The organism is Streptomyces humi, from assembly GCF_001005085.2.
GTDB lineage: Bacteria > Actinomycetota > Actinomycetes > Streptomycetales > Streptomycetaceae > Streptomyces > Streptomyces humi.
In genome coordinates this window covers 154,414-173,690 of sequence record NZ_LBMU02000040.1, presented here as the reverse complement: position 1 = coordinate 173,690, position 19,277 = coordinate 154,414, and the positions used below count along the sequence as shown (strand labels likewise).

The 19,277-nt window shown below is 70.3% G+C and carries 15 protein-coding genes; 7 read left to right on the top strand and 8 right to left on the bottom strand.

Annotated features, from left to right (window positions below):
- Positions 1-71: 71 nt before the first annotated feature.
- Positions 72-1,421 carry a pectate lyase family protein gene (locus tag AAW13_RS19235; RefSeq protein ID WP_046727694.1) on the bottom strand — a complete coding sequence of 450 codons (1,350 nt, stop codon included), beginning with the start codon at positions 1,419-1,421 and terminating at the stop codon, positions 72-74.
- 233 nt (positions 1,422-1,654) lie between these two features.
- On the opposite strand from AAW13_RS19235, the gene AAW13_RS19230 reads away from it, so the two are divergent.
- Positions 1,655-2,131 (top strand): hypothetical protein, encoded by a 477-nt coding sequence (locus tag AAW13_RS19230; protein WP_046727693.1) that lies wholly within the window; start codon positions 1,655-1,657, stop codon positions 2,129-2,131.
- 27 nt (positions 2,132-2,158) lie between these two features.
- On the opposite strand, the gene AAW13_RS19225 is transcribed toward AAW13_RS19230, so the two are convergent.
- Positions 2,159-3,085: a dioxygenase family protein gene (locus AAW13_RS19225; protein ID WP_079178860.1), complete on the bottom strand. Its 927-nt coding sequence runs from the start codon at positions 3,083-3,085 to the stop codon at positions 2,159-2,161.
- Positions 3,086-3,204: 119 nt separating this feature from the next.
- The gene (aspS, locus tag AAW13_RS19220) at positions 3,205-4,968 is read right to left on the bottom strand and encodes an aspartate--tRNA ligase (protein WP_046727691.1); all 1,764 of its coding nucleotides are present in this window, start codon (positions 4,966-4,968) and stop codon (positions 3,205-3,207) included.
- A 157-nt stretch (positions 4,969-5,125) separates the two neighbouring features.
- On the opposite strand from aspS, the gene AAW13_RS19215 reads away from it, so the two are divergent.
- A complete protein-coding gene (locus tag AAW13_RS19215; RefSeq protein WP_046727690.1) occupies positions 5,126-7,264 on the top strand; it encodes a SpoIIE family protein phosphatase in 2,139 nt (712 codons plus the stop codon).
- On the opposite strand, the gene AAW13_RS19210 is transcribed toward AAW13_RS19215, so the two are convergent.
- The 4 genes from AAW13_RS19210 to AAW13_RS19195 all read right to left on the bottom strand — a co-directional run bounded on the left by AAW13_RS19210 (position 7,261) and on the right by AAW13_RS19195 (position 12,185).
- Complete coding sequence (locus AAW13_RS19210) at positions 7,261-8,337, bottom strand: AI-2E family transporter (protein ID WP_046727689.1); 1,077 nt, start codon at positions 8,335-8,337, stop codon at positions 7,261-7,263. The two genes, AAW13_RS19215 and AAW13_RS19210, sit on opposite strands and share 4 nt — an antisense overlap.
- A 121-nt stretch (positions 8,338-8,458) precedes the next feature.
- Complete coding sequence (locus tag AAW13_RS19205) at positions 8,459-9,436, bottom strand: pirin family protein (RefSeq protein WP_046727688.1); 978 nt, start codon at positions 9,434-9,436, stop codon at positions 8,459-8,461.
- Positions 9,437-9,547: 111 nt separating this feature from the next.
- A complete protein-coding gene (locus AAW13_RS19200) occupies positions 9,548-11,497 on the bottom strand; it encodes a YncE family protein (protein WP_052768474.1) in 1,950 nt (649 codons plus the stop codon).
- A 205-nt stretch (positions 11,498-11,702) separates the two neighbouring features.
- Complete coding sequence (locus tag AAW13_RS19195) at positions 11,703-12,185, bottom strand: SseB family protein (protein WP_046727686.1); 483 nt, start codon at positions 12,183-12,185, stop codon at positions 11,703-11,705.
- Between the two features lie 176 nt (positions 12,186-12,361).
- Between AAW13_RS19195 and AAW13_RS19190 the strand changes: the two genes are divergently transcribed.
- The 5 genes from AAW13_RS19190 (at position 12,362) to AAW13_RS45945 (ending at position 17,349) form a co-directional block, all read left to right on the top strand.
- Positions 12,362-14,188: an acyl-CoA dehydrogenase gene (locus AAW13_RS19190; protein ID WP_046727685.1), complete on the top strand. Its 1,827-nt coding sequence runs from the start codon at positions 12,362-12,364 to the stop codon at positions 14,186-14,188.
- Between the two features lie 73 nt (positions 14,189-14,261).
- On the top strand, positions 14,262-15,548 hold the full coding sequence (locus AAW13_RS19185) for a M18 family aminopeptidase (protein ID WP_046727684.1): 1,287 nt from the start codon (positions 14,262-14,264) through the stop codon (positions 15,546-15,548).
- An 87-nt stretch (positions 15,549-15,635) separates the two neighbouring features.
- Positions 15,636-15,887 carry a DUF6458 family protein gene (locus AAW13_RS19180; RefSeq protein WP_046727683.1) on the top strand — a complete coding sequence of 84 codons (252 nt, stop codon included), beginning with the start codon at positions 15,636-15,638 and terminating at the stop codon, positions 15,885-15,887.
- A 166-nt stretch (positions 15,888-16,053) separates the two neighbouring features.
- Entirely contained in the window at positions 16,054-17,160 is a 1,107-nt protein-coding gene (locus AAW13_RS19175; protein WP_046727682.1) for a glycosyltransferase family 2 protein, read from the top strand.
- 30 nt (positions 17,161-17,190) lie between these two features.
- Positions 17,191-17,349, top strand: coding sequence for a hypothetical protein (locus AAW13_RS45945; RefSeq protein ID WP_165941480.1), 159 nt, complete (start codon positions 17,191-17,193; stop codon positions 17,347-17,349).
- Between the two features lie 44 nt (positions 17,350-17,393).
- On the opposite strand, the gene AAW13_RS19170 is transcribed toward AAW13_RS45945, so the two are convergent.
- Positions 17,394-19,229: an NHL domain-containing thioredoxin family protein gene (locus tag AAW13_RS19170; protein ID WP_046727681.1), complete on the bottom strand. Its 1,836-nt coding sequence runs from the start codon at positions 19,227-19,229 to the stop codon at positions 17,394-17,396.
- Positions 19,230-19,277: the final 48 nt, after the last annotated feature.

Here is a 19,277-nt window from a genome sequence, read left to right as displayed (position 1 = left end):
GGGGCTCCCCTCACGACAGGGCATCGGACACCTCACTGACGCGCCCGCCTCCGCATGTGTGACGGCCCGGCTCAGTTCGCCGTCAGTACGCCCGCCCCGGCCGTCTTCGCCAGTTCCGCCGGCAGGTTCTTGGCGCTGGACTCCAGGCCCGCGGTCAGGGCCGGGGTCCAGTTCACCGTCGTCTTGATCTTCTTGGAGTTCGAGGCGTTGTAGGCGGCGACCAGGTCGGTCGTCGTGCCGTTGACGAGGTTGCCGCTGCCCGCGACCGAGCCGGTGCCGTCGCCGCTGAGCAGCTTGGAGACCTTGACGGAGCTGGGCACGGTCCAGAAGTTGTTCTGGGCCACCACCTGGGCCTTGGCGCGCGAGTTGATGCTGTACTGCAAGCTGTAGCCGTTCAGGGGCGTCACGTCGTAGACGTTGTTGTACAGGTGCACCTGGCCGACGCGGGTCAGCGGGGCGCGCTGGACGACGCCCTTCCAGACGTTGTGGTGGAGGGTGACGCGCAGCTTGCCGCTCGGCTCGCTGTCGCTGCTGCCGATCAGCATCGTCTTGTCGTGGCTGGTGAACAGGTTCTGCTCGACGGTGACCAGGTCCGAGCTCTTGGTGATGTCGAGTTCGCCGTCGTGGACCTGGTACTCGCGGCCGTAGTACTTCGGGTTGAGGCTGTCGAAGTGCCCGGCGTCGGTGAACGTGTTGTGGTCGGCCCAGACGTGCGTGGCGCCGCGCAGGGTGACCGCGTCGTACTCGGAGTTCCAGTTGCCGCTGTCGCCGTCGGTCGGGTCCCACTGCGGGAAGCAGTCCTCGGTGTCGGAGAACGTCAGGTTGCGGACGATGACGTTGTCGACCTTCTGGATCTGGAGCATGCCGCCGGTGATGCCGGCCTTGGTGCCGGGGACGCCGACGATCGTGGTGTTGGCGGGCACCTTGAAGACGATGTTCGCGGCCTGCTTCTTCTGCGCGGCGGCGCGGGCCGACTCCTGGGTGCCGGAGGGCAGCTTGGAGCGGCCGTACGTCGACGGGTCGAACGCCTTCAGGTAGGCGCTCAGCGAGTACCCCGTGCCCGCCGCGTAGTCGGCGCAGGTCAGCTTCTTGCCGGAGTCGTCGGTGTTGGCGTCGATGGTGCCCTTGACCTTGATGATGCGGGGCGTGGTGTCGCTCACCGAACCGAGCGCCTTCACCAGCTGGGCGCGGGTGGAGACGGTGAAGGTGTGCGCGGAGTCGGCCTTCGCGCCACCGGTCGTACCGGAACCGGACGACGCCCAGCCGTCCTTGGCCGCAAGGGTCTGGTGGTAGACGTCCGTACCGGAGGCGTTCGCGGTCAGCACGAGCGCGCCGGCACCGACACCGGCGGCCACGACGGCGGCGGAGACGACGAGGGTACGGCGCGTGCGGAGGGACCGGCGATGAGAGGCAGTGGCCACAGAGGAGTCCTTACGTACTTCCGGAGTGCTTGGGGGCCCGCGTCGGCGGGCTTCACTCCTCTGTGGTTGTGGAGATCGAAAAGGTTGCCGTGTTTTTTTTGTGCGATACGGCGGCCTTTTCGAGTACGGGCAGCGAAAGTTGACCCGGGCAGCCGTTTTCCGGCCGGACGGACCGGCGGTCACCGGCCCACCCCAATACCCGCATGTCCACGACACATCCGTATGGTTTCGCCATGGCACCCCCTGAGCTCATCCCGATCGCCTACGAGCCGCACGGCCGTACCGACGCGATCGGTCGTTACGCCGACGGACAGTTCCTCGCGTCGGTCACCTACGCGTTCCCCGAGGGGTTCCGGCTCGACGAGGGCTGGGAGGAGCAGAAACGGCTCTACTCGGTGGTCCACCTGTTCGACGCCGAGGGCCGGTACCGGGACTCCCAGATCTGGTGCGCGGGCAGCTGGGCCGAGCAGCAGCGCGACCCGGAGGGCGCCGGCTCGGTGCTGTCCCGGGCCCGCGCCCACCTCGCGACGATGCTGCGCAGCCTGCCGCGGCGCACCTACACGGACATCGCGATCCGCCCGTTCCAGCTCACGGTGGACGGCGTCTTCTTCGGACTGGTCGCCAAGGAGGACGACGACGGTCCCTGGGCCGAGCTCTACCCGGACCACCTGGGCTTCGGCGAGCCCTGGGACGGCCGGTACGACACCTGAGGCACCGGCCGCCCCGAAGCCACCGGCTCAGCCGTTGTCCGTGTCGTCCGGCTCGACGCCCAGGGTCAGGCGGGCGTGTACGCCGCGGGCGATGTGGTGGCGGTCGTACCTGAGGTAGAGCAGGCCGCCCGCGTGCCCGTTGTCCGGGTAGATCGTGTCCTCGTCGAGGGTGGTGCGGGTGGTGGTGTTGCTCGCGTACGGCTCCACCTCCGCGGACAGCAGCACCGACTTCTCGTCGAAGAACAGCTGGCCGGTGTGGCAGGTGTGACCGCCCTCGTACCCGGCGTCCGTCCACTCGCCGTCCACGTGCACCTTGACGTGGATGTGGACGCACCGGCCCTGGTACCAGCCGGGGAAGACGGTCTTGAAGCCGACGTGCCCGTGCCGGTCCGTGTGCCACGTGCCGCGCAGGTAGCGGGTGTCGTCGGTGGGCTCCTGGTGACCGCCGCCACCGCCGGGCGGGGGCCCGGAGGGCAGGTCGGTCGGGGTGGCGGTGGGCGACCCGGTGGGCGCGTCGGTCGGCGGGGTGCCGCCACCGCCTCCGCCGCTGCCCATCTCCTCGTACCCCGAGTAGATGCCGGAGGCGTTGCAGTGCCAGATGTCCACGGCCGCGTTCCTCAGCGGCTTGCAGGTGTCCGCGTCGATCACCTTGAGGGTGAGGAACAGCGGGATGCCTTCCTGGTCCTCGGTGACGTCCTGGCGGAGCTTGTCGGCGTCGATGTAGTAGGGGCCCTCGACCAGTTCGGAGGTGAGCGTGTAGCAGGCGCCCTCCGAGGCCGAGGCGGCCGCCGCTTCGGTGCCCTGCTCCACGGCCGTTCCGTCGCTCGCGGCGAAGGCGCTGCCGACGCCCACCGCGGTCACGGCCACGCTGCCGGCCGCGAGCACGGTACGGCGGGCCAACTTCCTTTTCTCTTCGAGCGATTGTTCGTCTGCGGGGGTGTGGGTGTCTGTCATGGTCAGGGACCGTAGACAAGGCCTGGCCTGTGGGAACATCGGAGAGAGCTGTGAATCGGCGTGCGCATGGGAAAGGCTCGAAACCGACGCCGGTTTCGAGCCTTTCGTGACGCCCGGGGTTACTTCGGCTGCGGCTTCCGGATGGAGAGGTGCAGCTCGCGCAGGCGGGCCTCCTCCAGCTCGGTCGGCGCGCCCATCATCAGGTCCTGGGCGTTGCCGTTGAGCGGGAAGGCGATGGTCTCGCGGATGTTCGGCTCGTCGGCGAGGAGCATCACGATGCGGTCCACACCCGGGGCGATGCCACCGTGCGGCGGGGCGCCGAAGCGGAGCGCGCGCAGCATGCCGGCGAACTCGCGCTCGACGGTCTCCGCCTCGTAGCCGGCGATACCGAAGGCCTTGAGCATGATGTCGGGCTCGTGGTTCCGGATGGCGCCGGAGGACAGCTCGACGCCGTTGCAGACGATGTCGTACTGCCAGGCGAGGATGTCCAGCGGGTCCTGGGTCTCCAGGGCCTCCATGCCACCCTGCGGCATCGAGAACGGGTTGTGCGAGAAGTCGATCTTCCCGGTGTCCTCGTCCTTCTCGAACATCGGGAAGTCGACGATCCAGCAGAACCGGAAGACGTTCTCCTCGAAGTGCCCGGCGCGCTGGGCGGCCTCGACGCGCACCGCACCCATGATCTTGGAGACCTCGTCGAACTCGCCCGCGCCGAAGAACACGGCGTGACCGGCGGCCAGCTGGAGCCGCTTGGTCAGCTCGGCCACGTTCTCCTCGGTGAGGAACTTGGCGATCGGACCGGACAGCGAACCGTCCTCCGCGACGCGCACCCAGGCCAGGCCCTTGGCGCCCTGCGAGACGGCGAAGTCACCGAGCTGGTCGAAGAACTTCCGGGGCTGCGCGGAGACGTCCGGCACCGGGAGGGCACGCACGTGCTTGCCGGCGAAGGCCTTGAACTCGGAGCCCTCGAAGATGTCGGTGATGTCGACGAGCTCCAGCCGGGCGCGCAGGTCCGGCTTGTCGGAGCCGTACTTCAGCATCGCCTCGCGGAACGGGATCCGCGGGAACGGCGAGGTGACCTCGCGGCCGCCGCCGAACTCCGTGAACAGCTCGGTCATCAGCCGCTCGATGGGCTGGAAGACGTCCTCCTGCTCGACGAAGCTCATCTCGACGTCGAGCTGGTAGAACTCGCCCGGCGAGCGGTCGGCGCGGGCGTCCTCGTCGCGGAAGCAGGGCGCGATCTGGAAGTAGCGGTCGAAGCCGGAGATCATCAGCAGCTGCTTGAACTGCTGCGGGGCCTGCGGCAGCGCGTAGAACTTGCCCGGGTTCAGACGGGAGGGCACCACGAAGTCACGGGCGCCCTCGGGGGAGGTCGCGGTGAGGATCGGGGTGGCCATCTCGTTGAAGCCGAGGGCGACCATCTTGTGGCGGATGGCCGAGATCACGGCCGTGCGCAGCATGATGTTGCGGTGCATGCGCTCGCGGCGCAGGTCCAGGAAGCGGTACTCCAGGCGCCGCTCCTCGTTGACCCCGTCCTCGGCGTTGATCGTGAACGGCAGCGGGGCGGCCGCACCGAGCAGCTCGACCTCGCCGACCTCGACCTCGACCTCGCCGGTGGGCAGGTCGGCGTTGATGTTCTCGGCGCCACGGGAGACGACCTTGCCGTCGACCCGTACGGTCGACTCCTTGCTGAGCTTGTCCAGGGCCTCGTAGGCGGCGGTACCCGGACGGGCGACGAGCTGGGTGATTCCGTAGTGATCGCGCAGATCGATGAAGAGGATGCCGCCCAGGTCGCGCCGATTGTGCAGCCAGCCACTCAGCCGGACGTCGGTGCCGACGTCAGAGGAGCGGAGCTCGCCGCAGGTGTGGGACCTGTACCGATGCATCGTGGTTCATCCAGCCTTCGCGGATCGGGGTGTGTTGCCAGCCTGACGTTTCACGTGAAACACCACCCAGCGTACCGGGCGCCCCAAGGCCCCCTCCCCCCATTACGGGGTCGGTGATCAGTAGCATTTTTTGATCGGCTCTTCTTAAAGTGGGGCAATGCGAACTGGCGAGCCCCTGCCCGCCGTGGAGGACGTCCTCGCCGCCCTCGCGACCGGGCTCTGGCACTGGGACACCGCCACCGGGCTGGTCACCACGGATGCGGAGGCGGCACGGCTGATCGGGCTGCCCGCGGAGGCCTCCGTCCTGTCCGAGGCCCTGGTCCGGTCCCGTTTCCACCCCGTCGACTGGAACGAGAACACCAGCATCACCCGGCTGGCCGCCGTCGAGGGAACCGTCGCCGAGGTCCGGCTGCGGGTCATGGACGAGCGGGGCCGGCTGATCCGGACCGTCCGCAGCCGTTTCCGACCGGTGTACGACACCGACGAGCGCGTCTACCGGGTCACCGGCACCATCCAGGAGGTCTCCGAGCCCGCTCCCGGCTCCGCGGCCCGGCATCCGGTCACCGGGGACTGGCGGCGCTCCCGCGAGGCGTTCCTGCTGGACGCGGGCCGCGCACTGGCGGAGGCGCGGTCCACCGAGGAGGTGCTGCGGGTCGCGGGGGGCCTGTCGATGCCCGGCTTCTCCCCGGACGGACTGGCCGTCTTCGGGGCCAAGGGCGACCGGCTGACGATGATCGGCCACCACGGTCAGCAGATCGACGAGGAGAGCCCGTTCACCAGCATGCCGCTGGAGACGGACTACCCGGCGGCGGAGGTGGTACGAACCGGCCGGGCCGTCTACCTCTCCTCCCCGGAGCAGTACAAGTCCCGCTACCCGGTGACCTGGCCGCTCGCCGAGCGTTTCGCCCGCAAGTCCTGGGCCTTCCTGCCCCTGACGGTGGCCGGACGGACCATGGGCGCCTGGATGGCCGGCTTCGCCTACCCGGTGTCGTTCACCCCCGACGAACGTTCCGTGCTCACCACGGTGGCCCGGATGCTGGCGCAGGCCCTGTCCCGGGCCGGGATCGCCGACTCCGAGCGGGAGCTGACGGACGGCCTCCAGCGCTCCATGCTGCCGACGCTGGGCCCCGAGATCCCCGGCATGGAGGCGGCGGCCCGCTACATACCGACCGGCGGCGGCCTCCAGGTCGGCGGCGACTGGTACGACATCATCCCGCTGCCCGGCGGTACCTCCCGGGCGAAGTCCGCGGGCGGCGGCCGGTACGCCCTGGTCATCGGCGACGTCCAGGGCCATGACGTCCGCGCGGCGGGCCTGATGGGCCAGCTGCGGATAGCGCTGCGCGCCTACGCCTCCGAGGGACACCGCCCGGACGCGGTGCTCTCCCGGGCCTCCCGCTTCCTGCACGGGATCACCGCCGACGAGGAGCTGTCCGACCCGCGTTTCGCGACCTGCCTGTACGCCGAGGCGGACCCGGCGACCGGCGTGCTGGAGATCGCCCGCGCGGGGCATCTCGACCCGACGATCCGGATGGCCGACGGCACGGTGCTGCGGCGGCCGACGGCGGGCGGCCTGCCGCTCGGCATCGACCCCGACGCCGACTACCCGACGACACGGTTCGCCCTGGAGGCCGGCGAGACCATGATGATCTGCACCGACGGTCTGATCGAGACCGGCGGCCACGACATCGAGAGCGGCTGGCAGCGGATCCGGGCGATCCTGGAGGAGCACGACGGCGACCTGGAGAAACTGGCCGACGCCCTGGTCCAGGCCGTGCACGGGCCGTCCTCGCACCACACCACCGGGCCGCTGGCCGACCGCCGCGAGGACGACATCGCGGTGCTGCTGCTCTCCCGCCCCGGCGCCGGGCCCCTCGCGGTACGGCCGCGGATCCGCCGCACGCTCCTGTCGGTGGCCCAGGACGAACCCGAGCGGATCGCCGAGGCCCGCCAGCAGCTGCGCGAGCTGCTGCACGACTGGGGCTCGCCCGACCAGGTCGACTCGGCTGTCCTGCTGGTCTCCGAGATGCTCACGAACGTGCTGGTGCACACCGACGCGGACGCCCTGCTGCTCGCCGAGGTCGCCGGCCAGGCCCCCGAGCGGCGCCTGCGCGTGGAGGTCACCGACGGTGGCGACGACCTCCCGCACAAGCGCCGCCCCGGTGAACTGGCCTCCTCCGGGCGCGGCCTGATGCTGATCGAACTCCTGGCGGACGCCTGGGGCGTCGACCCGCGCGGCGAGGGCAAGAGCATCTGGTTCGAGCTGCACGAGGGCGACGGCGACCTTCCCGAGTCCTAGGGCGTGTTGCGCCCCAGGGGCCCGTCGTCGTTGCCGGGCGGTCGCGGGGCCGCGTACCGGGCACGCAGTTCGTGTACGACGCCGAAGGCGGCCGCGGTGAGGGGTACGGCCAGCAGCATGCCGAGGATCCCGGCGACGGAGGCGCCCGCCGTGATGGCCAGCATGACCACCGCCGGGTGCATCTGCACGGTCCTGCTCTGGATGACCGGCTGGAGCACGTGCCCCTCCAGCACCTGCACGGCGAGCACGACGCCCAGGGCCCACAGCGCGATCACGAAGCCGCGGTCGGCGAGGGCGACCAGGACGGCGACGGCACCGGAGATGAACGCGCCGAGGTAGGGGATGTAGGCGCCGACGAAGACGAGCGCGCCGAGGCCCACGGCGCCCGGCACCCGGAGGATCAGCAGGCCGACGGTGATGCAGACGGCGTCGATGAGGGCGATGAGGGTGGTGCCGCGCATGAACCCCTCGATGCCCTCGAAGGCACGGCGGGCCATGGCCTCGGTCATGTCGGCGCTGGAGCCGGGCGCGAGGGCCCGGACGGTGGCGACGACCCGGTCCGAGTCACGCAGGAAGAAGAAGACGAGCAGCAGGGCGAGCACGGCCAGGGCGATGCTCTCGCCGACCACGCTCACCCCGCTGATGACGTTGGAGGCCGCGGTGCCGCCGAACTCGCCGAGCAGCTTCCTGGCGTTGCCGGCCAGGTCGCCGATCGAGGTGCCGGCGGCCCCGAAGTGCCGGGCGAGCGAGATCGCCGCGGACCTGAGCGAGGCGATGATCTGGTCACCGGTGTCGATGAGCGCGGCGACCACGATGTAGACGGCACCCCCGACGACCGCGACGACCGCGACACAGGTGAGCCCGGCGGCGAGGGACCGCTGCACCCCGACCCGCACCAGCCGCCGGTACAGGGGGCCGAGCAGCGCGGTGCCGAGGAGGGCGAGCAGCACGGGGGTGACCGCGGTGCGGAACTCCGAGCAGAGCCGGATCCCGACGTAGCCGACGCCGGCCGCCAGCAGGATCACCACGCACCAGGCGGCGAACCGGCGCACGGGCTCGGGCAGCAGGGACACGCGTCCAGCGCACCACGCGCACCGCGTCGACGCCCTGCGCTGCGCCCCCTCCCGGGTGAACGGGCACAGCCGGGAAGAGGCCCGACGCAGGGGATGCGTCAGGCCTCTCCGGTCGGCTCGGTCAGGCCTGCGGGCCGGTCTCCGTCATGCCGTGGACGGCCGGGACGGTGCCCAGGCGGCCCTTCTGGAAGTCCTCGAAGGCCTGCATCAGCTCGTCCTTGGTGTTCATGACGAACGGGCCGTAGTGGGCCATCGGCTCGCGGATCGGCTGTCCGCCGAGGAGGACGACCTCCAGGTCCGGCGTGTGCGCGTCCTGCTTCTCGTCGGCGCGGACCGTCAGGGCCGAACCGGCGCCGAAGACCGCGGTCTGGCCGAGGTGGATCGGCCGGTGCTCGGCGCCCACCGAGCCCTTGCCGGCCATGACGTACGCCAGGCCGTTGAAGTCCTCGCGCCAGGGCAGCGTGATCTCGGCGCCCGGGGCGAGCGTCGCGTGGATCATGGTGATCGGGGTGTGCGTGACACCGGGACCGGCGTGGCCGTCGAGCTCACCGGCGATGACACGGAGCAGCGCACCGCCGTCCGGGGACGTCAGCAGCTGGACCTGGCCACCGCGGATGTCCTGGTACCTCGGCGCCATCATCTTGTCCTTGGCGGGGAGGTTCACCCAGAGCTGGAGCCCGTGGAAGAGCCCGCCGGACACCACCAGGGACTCCGGCGGGGCCTCGATGTGGAGGAGACCGGCGCCCGCCGTCATCCACTGGGTGTCACCGTTGGTGATGGTGCCACCGCCGCCGTTGCTGTCCTGGTGGTCGAAGACGCCGTCGATGATGTAGGTCACGGTCTCGAAGCCGCGGTGCGGGTGCCACGGGGTGCCCTTGGGCTCTCCGGGCGCGTACTCCACCTCGCCCATCTGGTCCATCATGATGAACGGGTCGAGATGGCGGTAGTTGATCCCGGCGAACGCCCGGCGCACCGGGAAGCCCTCACCCTCGAAACCGCTCGGCGCGGTCGTGACCGCGAGCACGGGACGGGCCACGGCGTCGGCCGACGCGGCCACCCGGGGCAGGGTCAACGGGTTCTCGACAGTCACTGCTGGCATGTTGGCTCCTCCTTGTGCGCCCAGTTTAGTTGAGCATTGAACTTTCTGCCACCCTCAACGGGAAGAGCCCGGAGGACATTCCCTCCGGGCTCCCACCCCCCGACCGGGGGATCAGTTGCTGAAGTACAGGTACTTCCAGGCGCCGTACGTCGTGGAGTTCACCGTGTCGCCGGACGAGCCGTTGACGTACACCGACCGCATCCGCGCCCGGATCCCGGACTCACCCGGCGCCCCGAGCCGTACGGCCGACCTGCCGTTCGAGCCGAGCGCGAAGTACTCGGCGTCCGTCGTGTACCACCTGCCCTGGTAGTAGACCTGTAGGTCGAGGCGGTACTTGCGGCCCTGGTAGTAGGTCATGGACGTGGTGAGCACCGGGTCGGTGTTCTTGTGGAACCAGTAGTACGACGTCGAGCCGATCTTCGCCGTCCGGTAGTGCTTGGAGACGGCGGTGGAGACCCTGACCCGCGCGTACGCCGTGGCCTTCACGGTCTTCGGCGAGTAGCGGGCGTCCCCGTCGAAGACCGCGGTGACGGCCGTGTCCCGGGCCATGTCCACCCAGGCGGCGATGTTCCCGTGGGAGTCCACCTTGCCGGTCTTGACGAGCTTCTTCGGCTTGTCGGCGCCGAAGGGGTCCGCGTAGAGCCTCACCGAACGGTTCTTGTACGTCGTCCCGAGATGGGCGGTGAACTTGACGTCGGTGCCGTAGTCGTACAGCTTGCCGTTGTTGTTCAGGCTCAGGCCCGTCGCCGCACGGGAGACCGCGACCTTGTCGGAGCCGGTCGCCGCGGTGTGGCCGGCGTCGCCCGCGAAGCTCACCTTGTACGTGACCGTGCCGCCGGCCGGCGGGGTGTCGGCGAAGGAGTAGGTGCCGTCCGCCCCGACCGTGACGGCGGCGAGCGCCTTGCCGTTCGGGGACTCCAGGTCGGTCCGGGTGACCGCGAGCCGCGTGCCCGCCGGGAACGGGACGCTGGCCGTGAGCTTTCCGGTGACGGTGAGCCTCTTGGCGCGGGGCGCGGACGCCGGCGCGGCGACCGTGAGGGCCGGGACACTGAGCGCGGGGTCGGTGAGCACCCTGAGCTGGTAGCCGGCGGGCGCGGACACCAGGGCGAAGAGCCGGGAGGAGTCCGGCGCCCAGGCGGCGTCGGCCACGTAACCGGCGTACGTGCGCACCGGCACGGTCGTGTCCGGCCGGTAGACGGCGACCTTCTCCTCGTCCCACTGGGCGACCAGGCCGTTCGGAGCGATGTCGGCGCTCCGCCCGGAGGGGTAGGAGCCCGCCGCGCTGAACCCGCCGTCCGCGTGGGCGTGCCGTTCGGTGCCGTCCACCAGGACCTGTGCGGTGCCCGGCACCAGGTCGATGTCGTTGACGTGGTACATCGGATGGTCGTCGCCGCGCCAGGCGGTCAGCCGCGGCGCGGCGCCGGAGACGTCGAGGACGGCCATGAGGTCCTTGATGCCGTCGCCGGAGTAGTAGTCGCTCGCGCCGAAGGCCAGCAGTCCGGGCTCGGACGGATCGGTGTCGAGCCGGGCCGCGCCCGCGATCAGGGAATGGTCCTGGTCCTGCGGGAACAGTCCGAGCGCCACCGGGTCGCCGCCGGCCGGATCCAGGGCCGGGTCGACCGAGCCCAGGTCGGCCTTGCCGTCGCCGTTCTGGTAGGTGAACCAGACCTTCCCGGCGGCGACCTCGAGGTAGAGCGGCCCGATGCTCGTGGTCACCGGGTACCGCGCCTTGACCTCGAGGGTGGCCGCGTCGAGCGCCACGATCTCGTGGCTGACCCGCGCGGCGGCGTACAGGGTGGCACCGTCGTCGGACAGCGCGAGATCGAAGACGCCGTCGATGCCGCTCACCGAGTCGACGCGGTTGCCGTTGTAGTCGGCGGCCACGACGCTGTCGTCGGTGTCGTTGCCGACGAACACCCGCCCCAGGGCCGCGTCCACGACGATGCCCGCGTTGGAACCTATGGTGACGGGGACCGCCGATGCGGTCCCCGCCGCCCCGACGCTCAGCGCCGCCGAGCCGAGGACGACCGCGAGCGCCGTCGCGATCGAAGTGCTGCGCATGCGCACAGTGATGCAACCCCCAGTGAGAACCCGGGTTCGCCGGGTGGATGAGAGCGCCGCGCAGCACCCGGACGCGACCGCGGAGGAGCGGTTGCGCGCGGGGCGCGGCTGCCCGGGCAGCCTATGGCATGCCTGTGACAAAGAGGGGGTGACTTCCGGAGGGCCGTCCGGATCCGGTGTCTAGCCGTCCGCGGAGCAATGGCGTCTAGCCATACATCCGCCGCATCGCGAACTCCACCATCTGCTCGACCGCCTTGGCGTCGAAGACCATCCGGTGCTCGCCCTCCATGTCGAGGACGAAGCCGTAGCCGGTCGGCAGGAGGTCGATGACCTCGGCGCCGGTGATGACGAAGTACTTGGACTCCTTGCCCGCGTACCGGCGCAGTTCCTTCAGCGAGGTGAACATCGGGATCACCGGCTGCTGGGTGTTGTGCAGCGCGAGGAACCCGGGGTTGTCGCCGCGCGGGCAGTACACCTTGGACGTGGCGAAGACCTGCTGGAAGTCCTCGGCGGTCACCTGGCCGGTGGTGAAGGCACGGACCGCGTCCGCGAGGGACGGCGGGGACGGCTCGGGATAGAGCGGCGCCTGCTGGCCGTAGCCGCCGAGGTCGCCCGGCATCTGCTGCTGCGGCTGGGCGTACTGCTGCTGCGCGGCCCCACCGTCCATGGGCTGGCCGTATCCATACATGCGCGCAAGCCTACCGAGACACGCGGTGCGTACGAGAAGGTAGACCCTTCTCACACTTCAGCCGATCGGGGTTGCATCTTATTACCGACGGGTAGCATCATCGGAGCCACTCGTTGGTATGTGAACGCTTGCGCGAGGATTCAGTGCCTCGCCGATCCGGATACGGAGCCGTCACCATGGGGCACTACAAGTCCAACCTCCGCGACATCGAATTCAACCTGTTCGAAGTGCTCGGTCGCGACAAGCTGTACGGCACCGGCCCGTTCGGCGAGATGGACACCGACACCGCCAAGAGCGTCCTGGAGGAGCTGACCCGGCTCGCCGAGAACGAGCTGGCGGAGTCCTTCGCCGACGCCGACCGCAACCCGCCGGTCTTCGACCCGGAGACCAACACCGCGCCGGTCCCGGCGTCCTTCAAGAAGAGCTACAAGGCCTTCATGGACTCCGAGTACTGGCGCCTCGGCCTGCCCGAGGAGATCGGCGGCACCACCGCACCCCCGTCGCTGATCTGGGCGTACGCGGAGCTGGTCCTCGGCGCCAACCCGGCCGTGTGGATGTACTCCTCCGGCCCGGCGTTCGCCCGCATCCTCTTCGAGGAGGGCACCGAGGAGCAGAAGAAGTGGGCGCAGCTCGCCGTGGACCGGACCTGGGGTTCGACCATGGTCCTCACCGAGCCCGACGCGGGTTCGGACGTGGGCGCCGGCCGTACCAAGGCGGTCCAGCAGGAGGACGGCTCCTGGCACATCGAGGGCGTGAAGCGCTTCATCACCTCGGGTGAGCACGACATGGAGGAGAACATCCTCCACTACGTGCTGGCCCGTCCCGAGGGGGCCGGCCCCGGCACCAAGGGCCTGTCCCTCTTCCTCGTCCCGAAGTACCTCTTCGACTTCGAGACCGGCGAGCTGGGCGAGCGCAACGGCGTCTACGCCACGAACGTCGAGCACAAGATGGGCCTGAAGGCCTCCAACACCTGCGAGATGACCTTCGGCGACCGGCACCCGGCCAAGGGCTGGCTGATCGGCGACAGGCACGAGGGCATCCGCCAGATGTTCCGGATCATCGAGTTCGCCCGGATGATGGTCGGCACGAAGGCCATCTCGACGCTGTCGACCGGCTACCTCAACGCGCTGGAGTACGCCAAGGAGCGCGTCCAGGGTCCGGACCTCGCGAACTTCATGGACAAGACCGCGCCCAAGGTCACCATCACCCACCACCCCGACGTGCGCCGCTCGCTGATCACGCAGAAGGCGTACGCCGAGGGCATGCGCGCCCTCGTCCTCTACACCGCCTCGATCCAGGACGCGATCGCGGTCAAGGAGGCGGACGGCGAGGACGCCAAGGCCGAGCACGCGCTCAACGACCTGCTCCTGCCGATCGTCAAGGGCTACGGCTCCGAGAAGGGCTACGAGCAGCTCGCCCAGTCGCTTCAGACCTTCGGCGGCTCCGGCTTCCTCCAGGAGTACCCGATCGAGCAGTACATCCGGGACGCCAAGATCGACACCCTGTACGAGGGCACCACCGCCATCCAGGGCCAGGACTTCTTCTTCCGGAAGATCGTCCGCAACCAGGGCGCGGCCCTGAACTCGCTCGCCGAGGACATCAAGAAGTTCCTCGCGCTCGGCACCGGCGGCGAGGAGCTGGCGGGCGCCCGCGAGCACCTCGCGAAGGCGGCCGTCGAGCTGGAGGCGATCGTCGGCCTGATGCTGACCGACCTCGCGGCCACCGAGCAGGACGTCAAGAACATCTACAAGGTGGGCCTGAACACCTCCCGCCTGCTGCTCGCCTCCGGTGACGTGATCGTCGGCTACCTGCTCCTCAAGGGTGCCGCGATCGCCGCCGAGAAGCTCGAGACGGCCTCCAGCAAGGACAAGGCGTTCTACACCGGCAAGATCGCGGCGGCGAAGTTCTTCGCGGCCAACGTGCTGCCGAGCGTCACCCTGGCCCGCAGGATCGCGGCCGACGTCGACCTCGACCTGATGGAGCTGGACGAGGCCGCCTTCTGATCCACCGGTCCGTTCCCGGAGGCCCGTTCCCCTTGAGGGGAGCGGGCCTCCGTACGTCGTTAAGGTGAAGCACATGAGTTTCGATCGCGGCCACACCGACGACCTGATGTCCTTCCTCGCGGCCAGTCCGACGCCCTACCACGCGGTGGCGAACGCCGCCGAGCGGCTGGAGAAGGCCGGTTTCCGGCAGGTCGCCGAGACGGATGCGTGGGAGGGGGCGAGCGGCGGCCGGTACGTCCTGCGCGGTGGGGCGCTCATCGCCTGGTACGTCCCGGAGGGGGCCGCGCCGCACACGCCGTTCCGGATCGTCGGCGCGCACACCGACTCCCCGAACCTGCGGGTCAAGCCCCGCCCGGACACCGGGGCGCACGGCTTCCGCCAGGTCGCCGTGGAGATCTACGGCGGCCCGCTGATGAACTCCTGGCTCGACCGCGACCTGGGGCTGGCGGGCCGGCTCAGCCTGCGGGACGGCTCCACCCGCCTGGTCGACGTGCACCGGCCGCTGCTGCGGGTGCCGCAGCTCGCCATCCACCTGGACCGGACGGTCAGCAGTGACGGGCTCAAGCTGGACAAGCAGCGCCACCTCCAGCCGATCTGGGGCCTCGGCGACGACATCCGCGACGGCGACCTGATCGCCTTCCTGGAGCAGGAGGCGGACCTGGCGCCCGGCTCGGTCACCGGCTGGGACCTGATGACCTACGCCGTCGAGCCGCCGGCCTACCTGGGCCGCTCCGAGGAACTGCTGGCCGGTCCCCGGATGGACAACCTGCTCTCCGTGCACGCCGGAACGGCGGCGCTGGCGGCCGTGGCGACCGGCGCCGCGGAACCGCCGTACATCCCCGTGCTGGCCGCCTTCGACCACGAGGAGACCGGCTCCCAGTCGGACACCGGCGCGGACGGACCGCTGCTCGGCAACGTCCTGGAGCGCTCGGTGCTGGCGCGCGGCGGTTCGTACGAGGACCGGGCCCGGGCCTTCGCGGGCACCGTCTGCCTGTCCTCCGACACCGGTCACGCCGTCCACCCCAACTACGCGGAGCGGCACGACCCGACGCACCACCCCCGGGTCAACGGCGGTCCGATCCTCAAGGTCAACGTCAACAACCGCTATGCGACGGACGGCACGGGCCGCGCGGTCTTCGCCGCCGCCTGCGAGCGGGCCGGGGTGCCCTTCCAGACCTTCGTCTCCAACAACTCCATGCCGTGCGGCACCACGATCGGCCCGATCACCGCGGCCCGCCACGGCATCCGGACCGTCGACATCGGCGCGGCGATCCTCTCCATGCACAGCGCCCGCGAACTCTGCGGCGCCGACGACCCGTTCCTGCTGGCGAACGCTCTGGTGGCGTTCCTGGAGGGGTAGCGGCAGGGGAGTTGACATGGCCCGCCCGCCCCTGGGTACCCGGAGTGCACCGGAACCACCACCGAACCTGAAGGGGAGGCAACGCTCATGGGGCTCGGCGGGTGCATCATCCTCATCGCCGTGGGGGCCATCCTCACGTTCGCGACCGACTGGCACATGCAGGGCGTCAACCTCGACGTCGTGGGCCTGATCCTGATGGCCGTCGGCATCATCGGCGTCGCCACGTTCAGCAGCATCGCCCGCCGTCGGCGGGTCATGGTGCCGCCCGCCGCGACGGTCGTCGAGGAGGAACGGCACCATCACCACCGTGACGGATACACGGACGGGTATGGCGTGTAACGGACAAGGCCGTACTCACAGGGCCATCACAGGCAACCGTGAGCAATCCGTTACAGGGTTCAACTACCGGAGTTGTAGGGGTTTGGTGAAGACTGTGGATCACTGACGGGTCCGGAATATCGCCTTCCGGGCCCACCACGGCTTTTCACGACGGGGGGTACGAGCCGTGCGCCGTCATGCCGCGCGCCGCGCCCACGCCGCCCCGGAGGAGCCCGCCGACCGGCCGAGACTCGTCGTCCTGATCCCGGCCCACAACGAGCAGGAACGTATCTTCGCCGCGATCGACGGCCTCTGGGAGCAGACCCGGCGCCCCGACCTGATCGTGGTCGTCGCCGACAACTGCACCGACGACACCGCCGTCATCGCCGCCGCGCACGGCGCCCAGGTCTTCCAGACCCAGGGCAACACCCACAAGAAGGCCGGCGCCCTCAACCAGGCCATCTCCTGGGCACTGCCGCACCTGGACGACCGCGACCTGGTCCTCGTCCAGGACGCCGACACCGTCCTCAACCCCTGGTTCGCCGAGACCGCCATCGCCACCTTCAACCGCAAGGTCGGCGCGGTCGGCGGCGTCTTCTACGGCGAGGACGGCGGCGGCTTCCTCGGCCTGCTCCAGCGCATGGAGTTCCACCGCTACGCCTGGGAGCTGGAACGCACCGGCGGCAAGGCCCAGGTCCTCACCGGCACCGGCACGATGTTCCGCGCCCGGGTGCTGCGCGAGGTCCGCGCGGCCCGGCGGGCCGGCGAACTCGGCGGCGGCACCAGCTACTACAGCCTCGCCTCGCTCACCGAGGACGACGAGATGACCAAGGCGGTCAAGACCCTCGGCTACCGGGCCATGTCCCCGGCCGGCTGCTCGGTCACCACCGAGGTCATGCCGACCCTGCCGAAACTGTGGCACCAGCGGCTGCGCTGGCAGCGCGGCGCGCTGGAGAACCTCCGCGACTACGGCTGGACCCGGGTCACCGCCCGTTACTTCATGCAGCAGTTCCTGATGGGTTTCGGCGCGCTCTCCTTCCTGATCTACCTGACCTACATGGCCACTTACACCGCGCTGTACGGCTGGCCCGGCTTCTCGCCGTTCTGGACGGCGATCGGCCTGATCTTCGTGGTCGAGAAGACCGTCTCCGTACGGCGGGCGGGGCCCAAGGCCGTCCTGGTCGCCGCGCTGATGGTCCCGGAGATGCTCTACGACCTCTTCCAGCACGCCGTCTACTTCACCTCGCTGTGGGGGCTGGTCCGCCGCAGCGAGGAGAAGTGGGTGGCGACGTGAGACCCCTTCAATTCGCATAGGAGAAAAGCGATGTACGGCAGAGTGATCGGCGCGGGCACGACCGGCGCCGGAGGTGCGACCCTGGCCGCCACCGGGCTGTGGATCAACAGCATGGCGATGGTGGTGGCGGCCACGACGCTGGTGGCGGCCGGGGTGGCCCTGTTCAAGCTGGCCCCGCGACGGCGGTAGCCGCAGATCGGCACCGCCCCCGCGCCCCTGCCGGGGCGCCGCCCTCAGGTGTCCTGATCCATCCCGGCCAGGACAAGGGGCAGCCGGCTCGCCCCACCCTCCGTGATCCGCACCGGCACCCCCCAGTCCTGCTGGTGCACATGGCAGGCCGGGTACTGGTTCGCCGGGTCGTCGTCACAGGAGGCGGCCATGGCCGAGACGTGCAGGACCCCTTCCTGGACCGCCGGGTTCAGCGTCAGGGCTCTGGACAGGCCGGTGTCGGCGCCCTCGCCCTCGGCGAGCAGTTCCGGCGGGGTCGACGACACGAGGAGCCGCGTCGACGGGCCGTACCTCGTGTCCAGCTTCTGGCCCGCCGGAGCCTGGAAGATCACGTCCAGGCGGAGCTCGCCCGGAGCGACCTCGGTGGCCGCCCGCTGGGTGCGGTGGGCCACCGACGCCACCCGGACCGCCTCCTCGGGCAGGCGCAGCCGGGTCAGCCGGTGCCGGGCCGACTCCACCACCACGATGTCGTCGCCGGCCAGCACCGCGCCGCTCGGCTCCCGCAGGTCCGTCGCCAGCGTGCTGACCTCACCGGTCGCCGGGTCGTAGCGGCGCAGCGCGTGGTTGTAGGTGTCGGACACCGCCACCGAACCGTCGGGAAGGACGGTCACCCCCAGCGGATGCTGGAACAGGGCCTGCCCGGCCGCGCCGTCGCGGTGCCCGAAGTCGAACAGCCCCGTCCCCACCGCGGTGTGGACGTGGCCCTCCAGGTCGACCCAGCGCAGGGCGCTCGTCTCGGAGTCCGCGAGCCACAGCCGGTCCTCGGTGGCCGCGAGACCGGACGGCTGGGCGAACCAGGCCTCACCGGCCGGACCGTCCACCAGCCCCTCGTTGGTGGTGCCCGCGGCCACCGCCACCGTCCCCGCCCGCGGGTCGTACGTCCACAGCTGGTGCACGCCCGCCATGGCGATCCACACCTTTCCGCCGAAGACCGCCACGTCCCAGGGGGAGGACAGGTCGATCTCGCGGGCCGCCCCCGCGGTCGGGGAGCCCTGCCACCACTGGCGTCCGGTGCCGGCGAGGGTGGTGACCTCACCGGTGGTCAGGTCCAGGCGCCGTAGCGCGTGGTTGACGGTGTCGGCGACGACCACCGAACCGTCGTCGAGGAGCGCCAGCCCCTGCGGCTCACTGAAGGAGGCCTCGGCCGCCGTGCCGTCCGCGAAGCCGCGCGTCCCGGAGCCGATCCGCCGCACGACGGTCTCCGCGTCCTCCGCCAGCTCCACCAGCCGGTGCCGGGTGGTGTCACTGACCAGGAAGTTCCCAGAGGGAAGCAGCAGCGCCTTGCCGGGGAAACGCAGCGCGGTCGGCTCCGGCTCCGGCGCCACGTACGGGCCGTCGCCGCGCCGCAGGGTGCCCTTCGCCCCGTGTTCCGCCTCCAGCTCCTCCACCAGCCGCGCGATCGCGTGCGCGTGCCCCTCACCGGCGTGCTGCGCGACCACGTATCCCTCGGGGTCGATCACCACCAGCGTCGGCCAGGCCCGGACCGCGTACTGCTTCCAGGTGGCCAGCTCCGGGTCGTCGAGCACCGGGTGCGCCACGCCGTACCGCTCCACGGCGTCCACGACGGCCCGGTGCTCCGCCTCGTGCACGAACTTCGGCGAATGCACCCCGACGACCACCACCGTGTCCCGATGCCGCTCCTCCAACTCACGCAGCTCGTCGAGGACGTGCAGGCAGTTCACGCAACAGAAAGTCCAGAAGTCGAGGACGACGATGCGCCCTCGCAGGTCCGCGAGGGTGTACTGCTTGCCACCTGTGTTCAGCCAGCCGCCCTTGCCGATCAGCTCGGGGGCACGGACGCGAACGCGGCGCGGGGTGGGGGCCGGGGATGTGTCGCTCATGGATCAAGGGTGCCACTCACCGCCGACAAGCGGTCCAGCCTGTGGACA

What these genes read in the sequence shown, in the direction of transcription:
- AAW13_RS19230 (WP_046727693.1), top strand. Translation starts at nt 1,655, where the DNA reads ATGGCACCCCCTGAGCTCATCCCGATCGCCTACGAGCCGCACGGCCGT.
- AAW13_RS19225 (WP_079178860.1), bottom strand. Translation starts at nt 3,085, where the DNA reads ATGACAGACACCCACACCCCCGCAGACGAACAATCGCTCGAAGAGAAA.
- aspS (WP_046727691.1), bottom strand. Translation starts at nt 4,968, where the DNA reads ATGCATCGGTACAGGTCCCACACCTGCGGCGAGCTCCGCTCCTCTGAC.
- AAW13_RS19215 (WP_046727690.1), top strand. Translation starts at nt 5,126, where the DNA reads ATGCGAACTGGCGAGCCCCTGCCCGCCGTGGAGGACGTCCTCGCCGCC.
- AAW13_RS19205 (WP_046727688.1), bottom strand. Translation starts at nt 9,436, where the DNA reads ATGCCAGCAGTGACTGTCGAGAACCCGTTGACCCTGCCCCGGGTGGCC.
- AAW13_RS19200 (WP_052768474.1), bottom strand. Translation starts at nt 11,497, where the DNA reads ATGCGCAGCACTTCGATCGCGACGGCGCTCGCGGTCGTCCTCGGCTCG.
- AAW13_RS19195 (WP_046727686.1), bottom strand. Translation starts at nt 12,185, where the DNA reads ATGTATGGATACGGCCAGCCCATGGACGGTGGGGCCGCGCAGCAGCAG.
- AAW13_RS19190 (WP_046727685.1), top strand. Translation starts at nt 12,362, where the DNA reads ATGGGGCACTACAAGTCCAACCTCCGCGACATCGAATTCAACCTGTTC.
- AAW13_RS19185 (WP_046727684.1), top strand. Translation starts at nt 14,262, where the DNA reads ATGAGTTTCGATCGCGGCCACACCGACGACCTGATGTCCTTCCTCGCG.
- AAW13_RS19180 (WP_046727683.1), top strand. Translation starts at nt 15,636, where the DNA reads ATGGGGCTCGGCGGGTGCATCATCCTCATCGCCGTGGGGGCCATCCTC.
- AAW13_RS45945 (WP_165941480.1), top strand. Translation starts at nt 17,191, where the DNA reads ATGTACGGCAGAGTGATCGGCGCGGGCACGACCGGCGCCGGAGGTGCG.
- AAW13_RS19170 (WP_046727681.1), bottom strand. Translation starts at nt 19,229, where the DNA reads ATGAGCGACACATCCCCGGCCCCCACCCCGCGCCGCGTTCGCGTCCGT.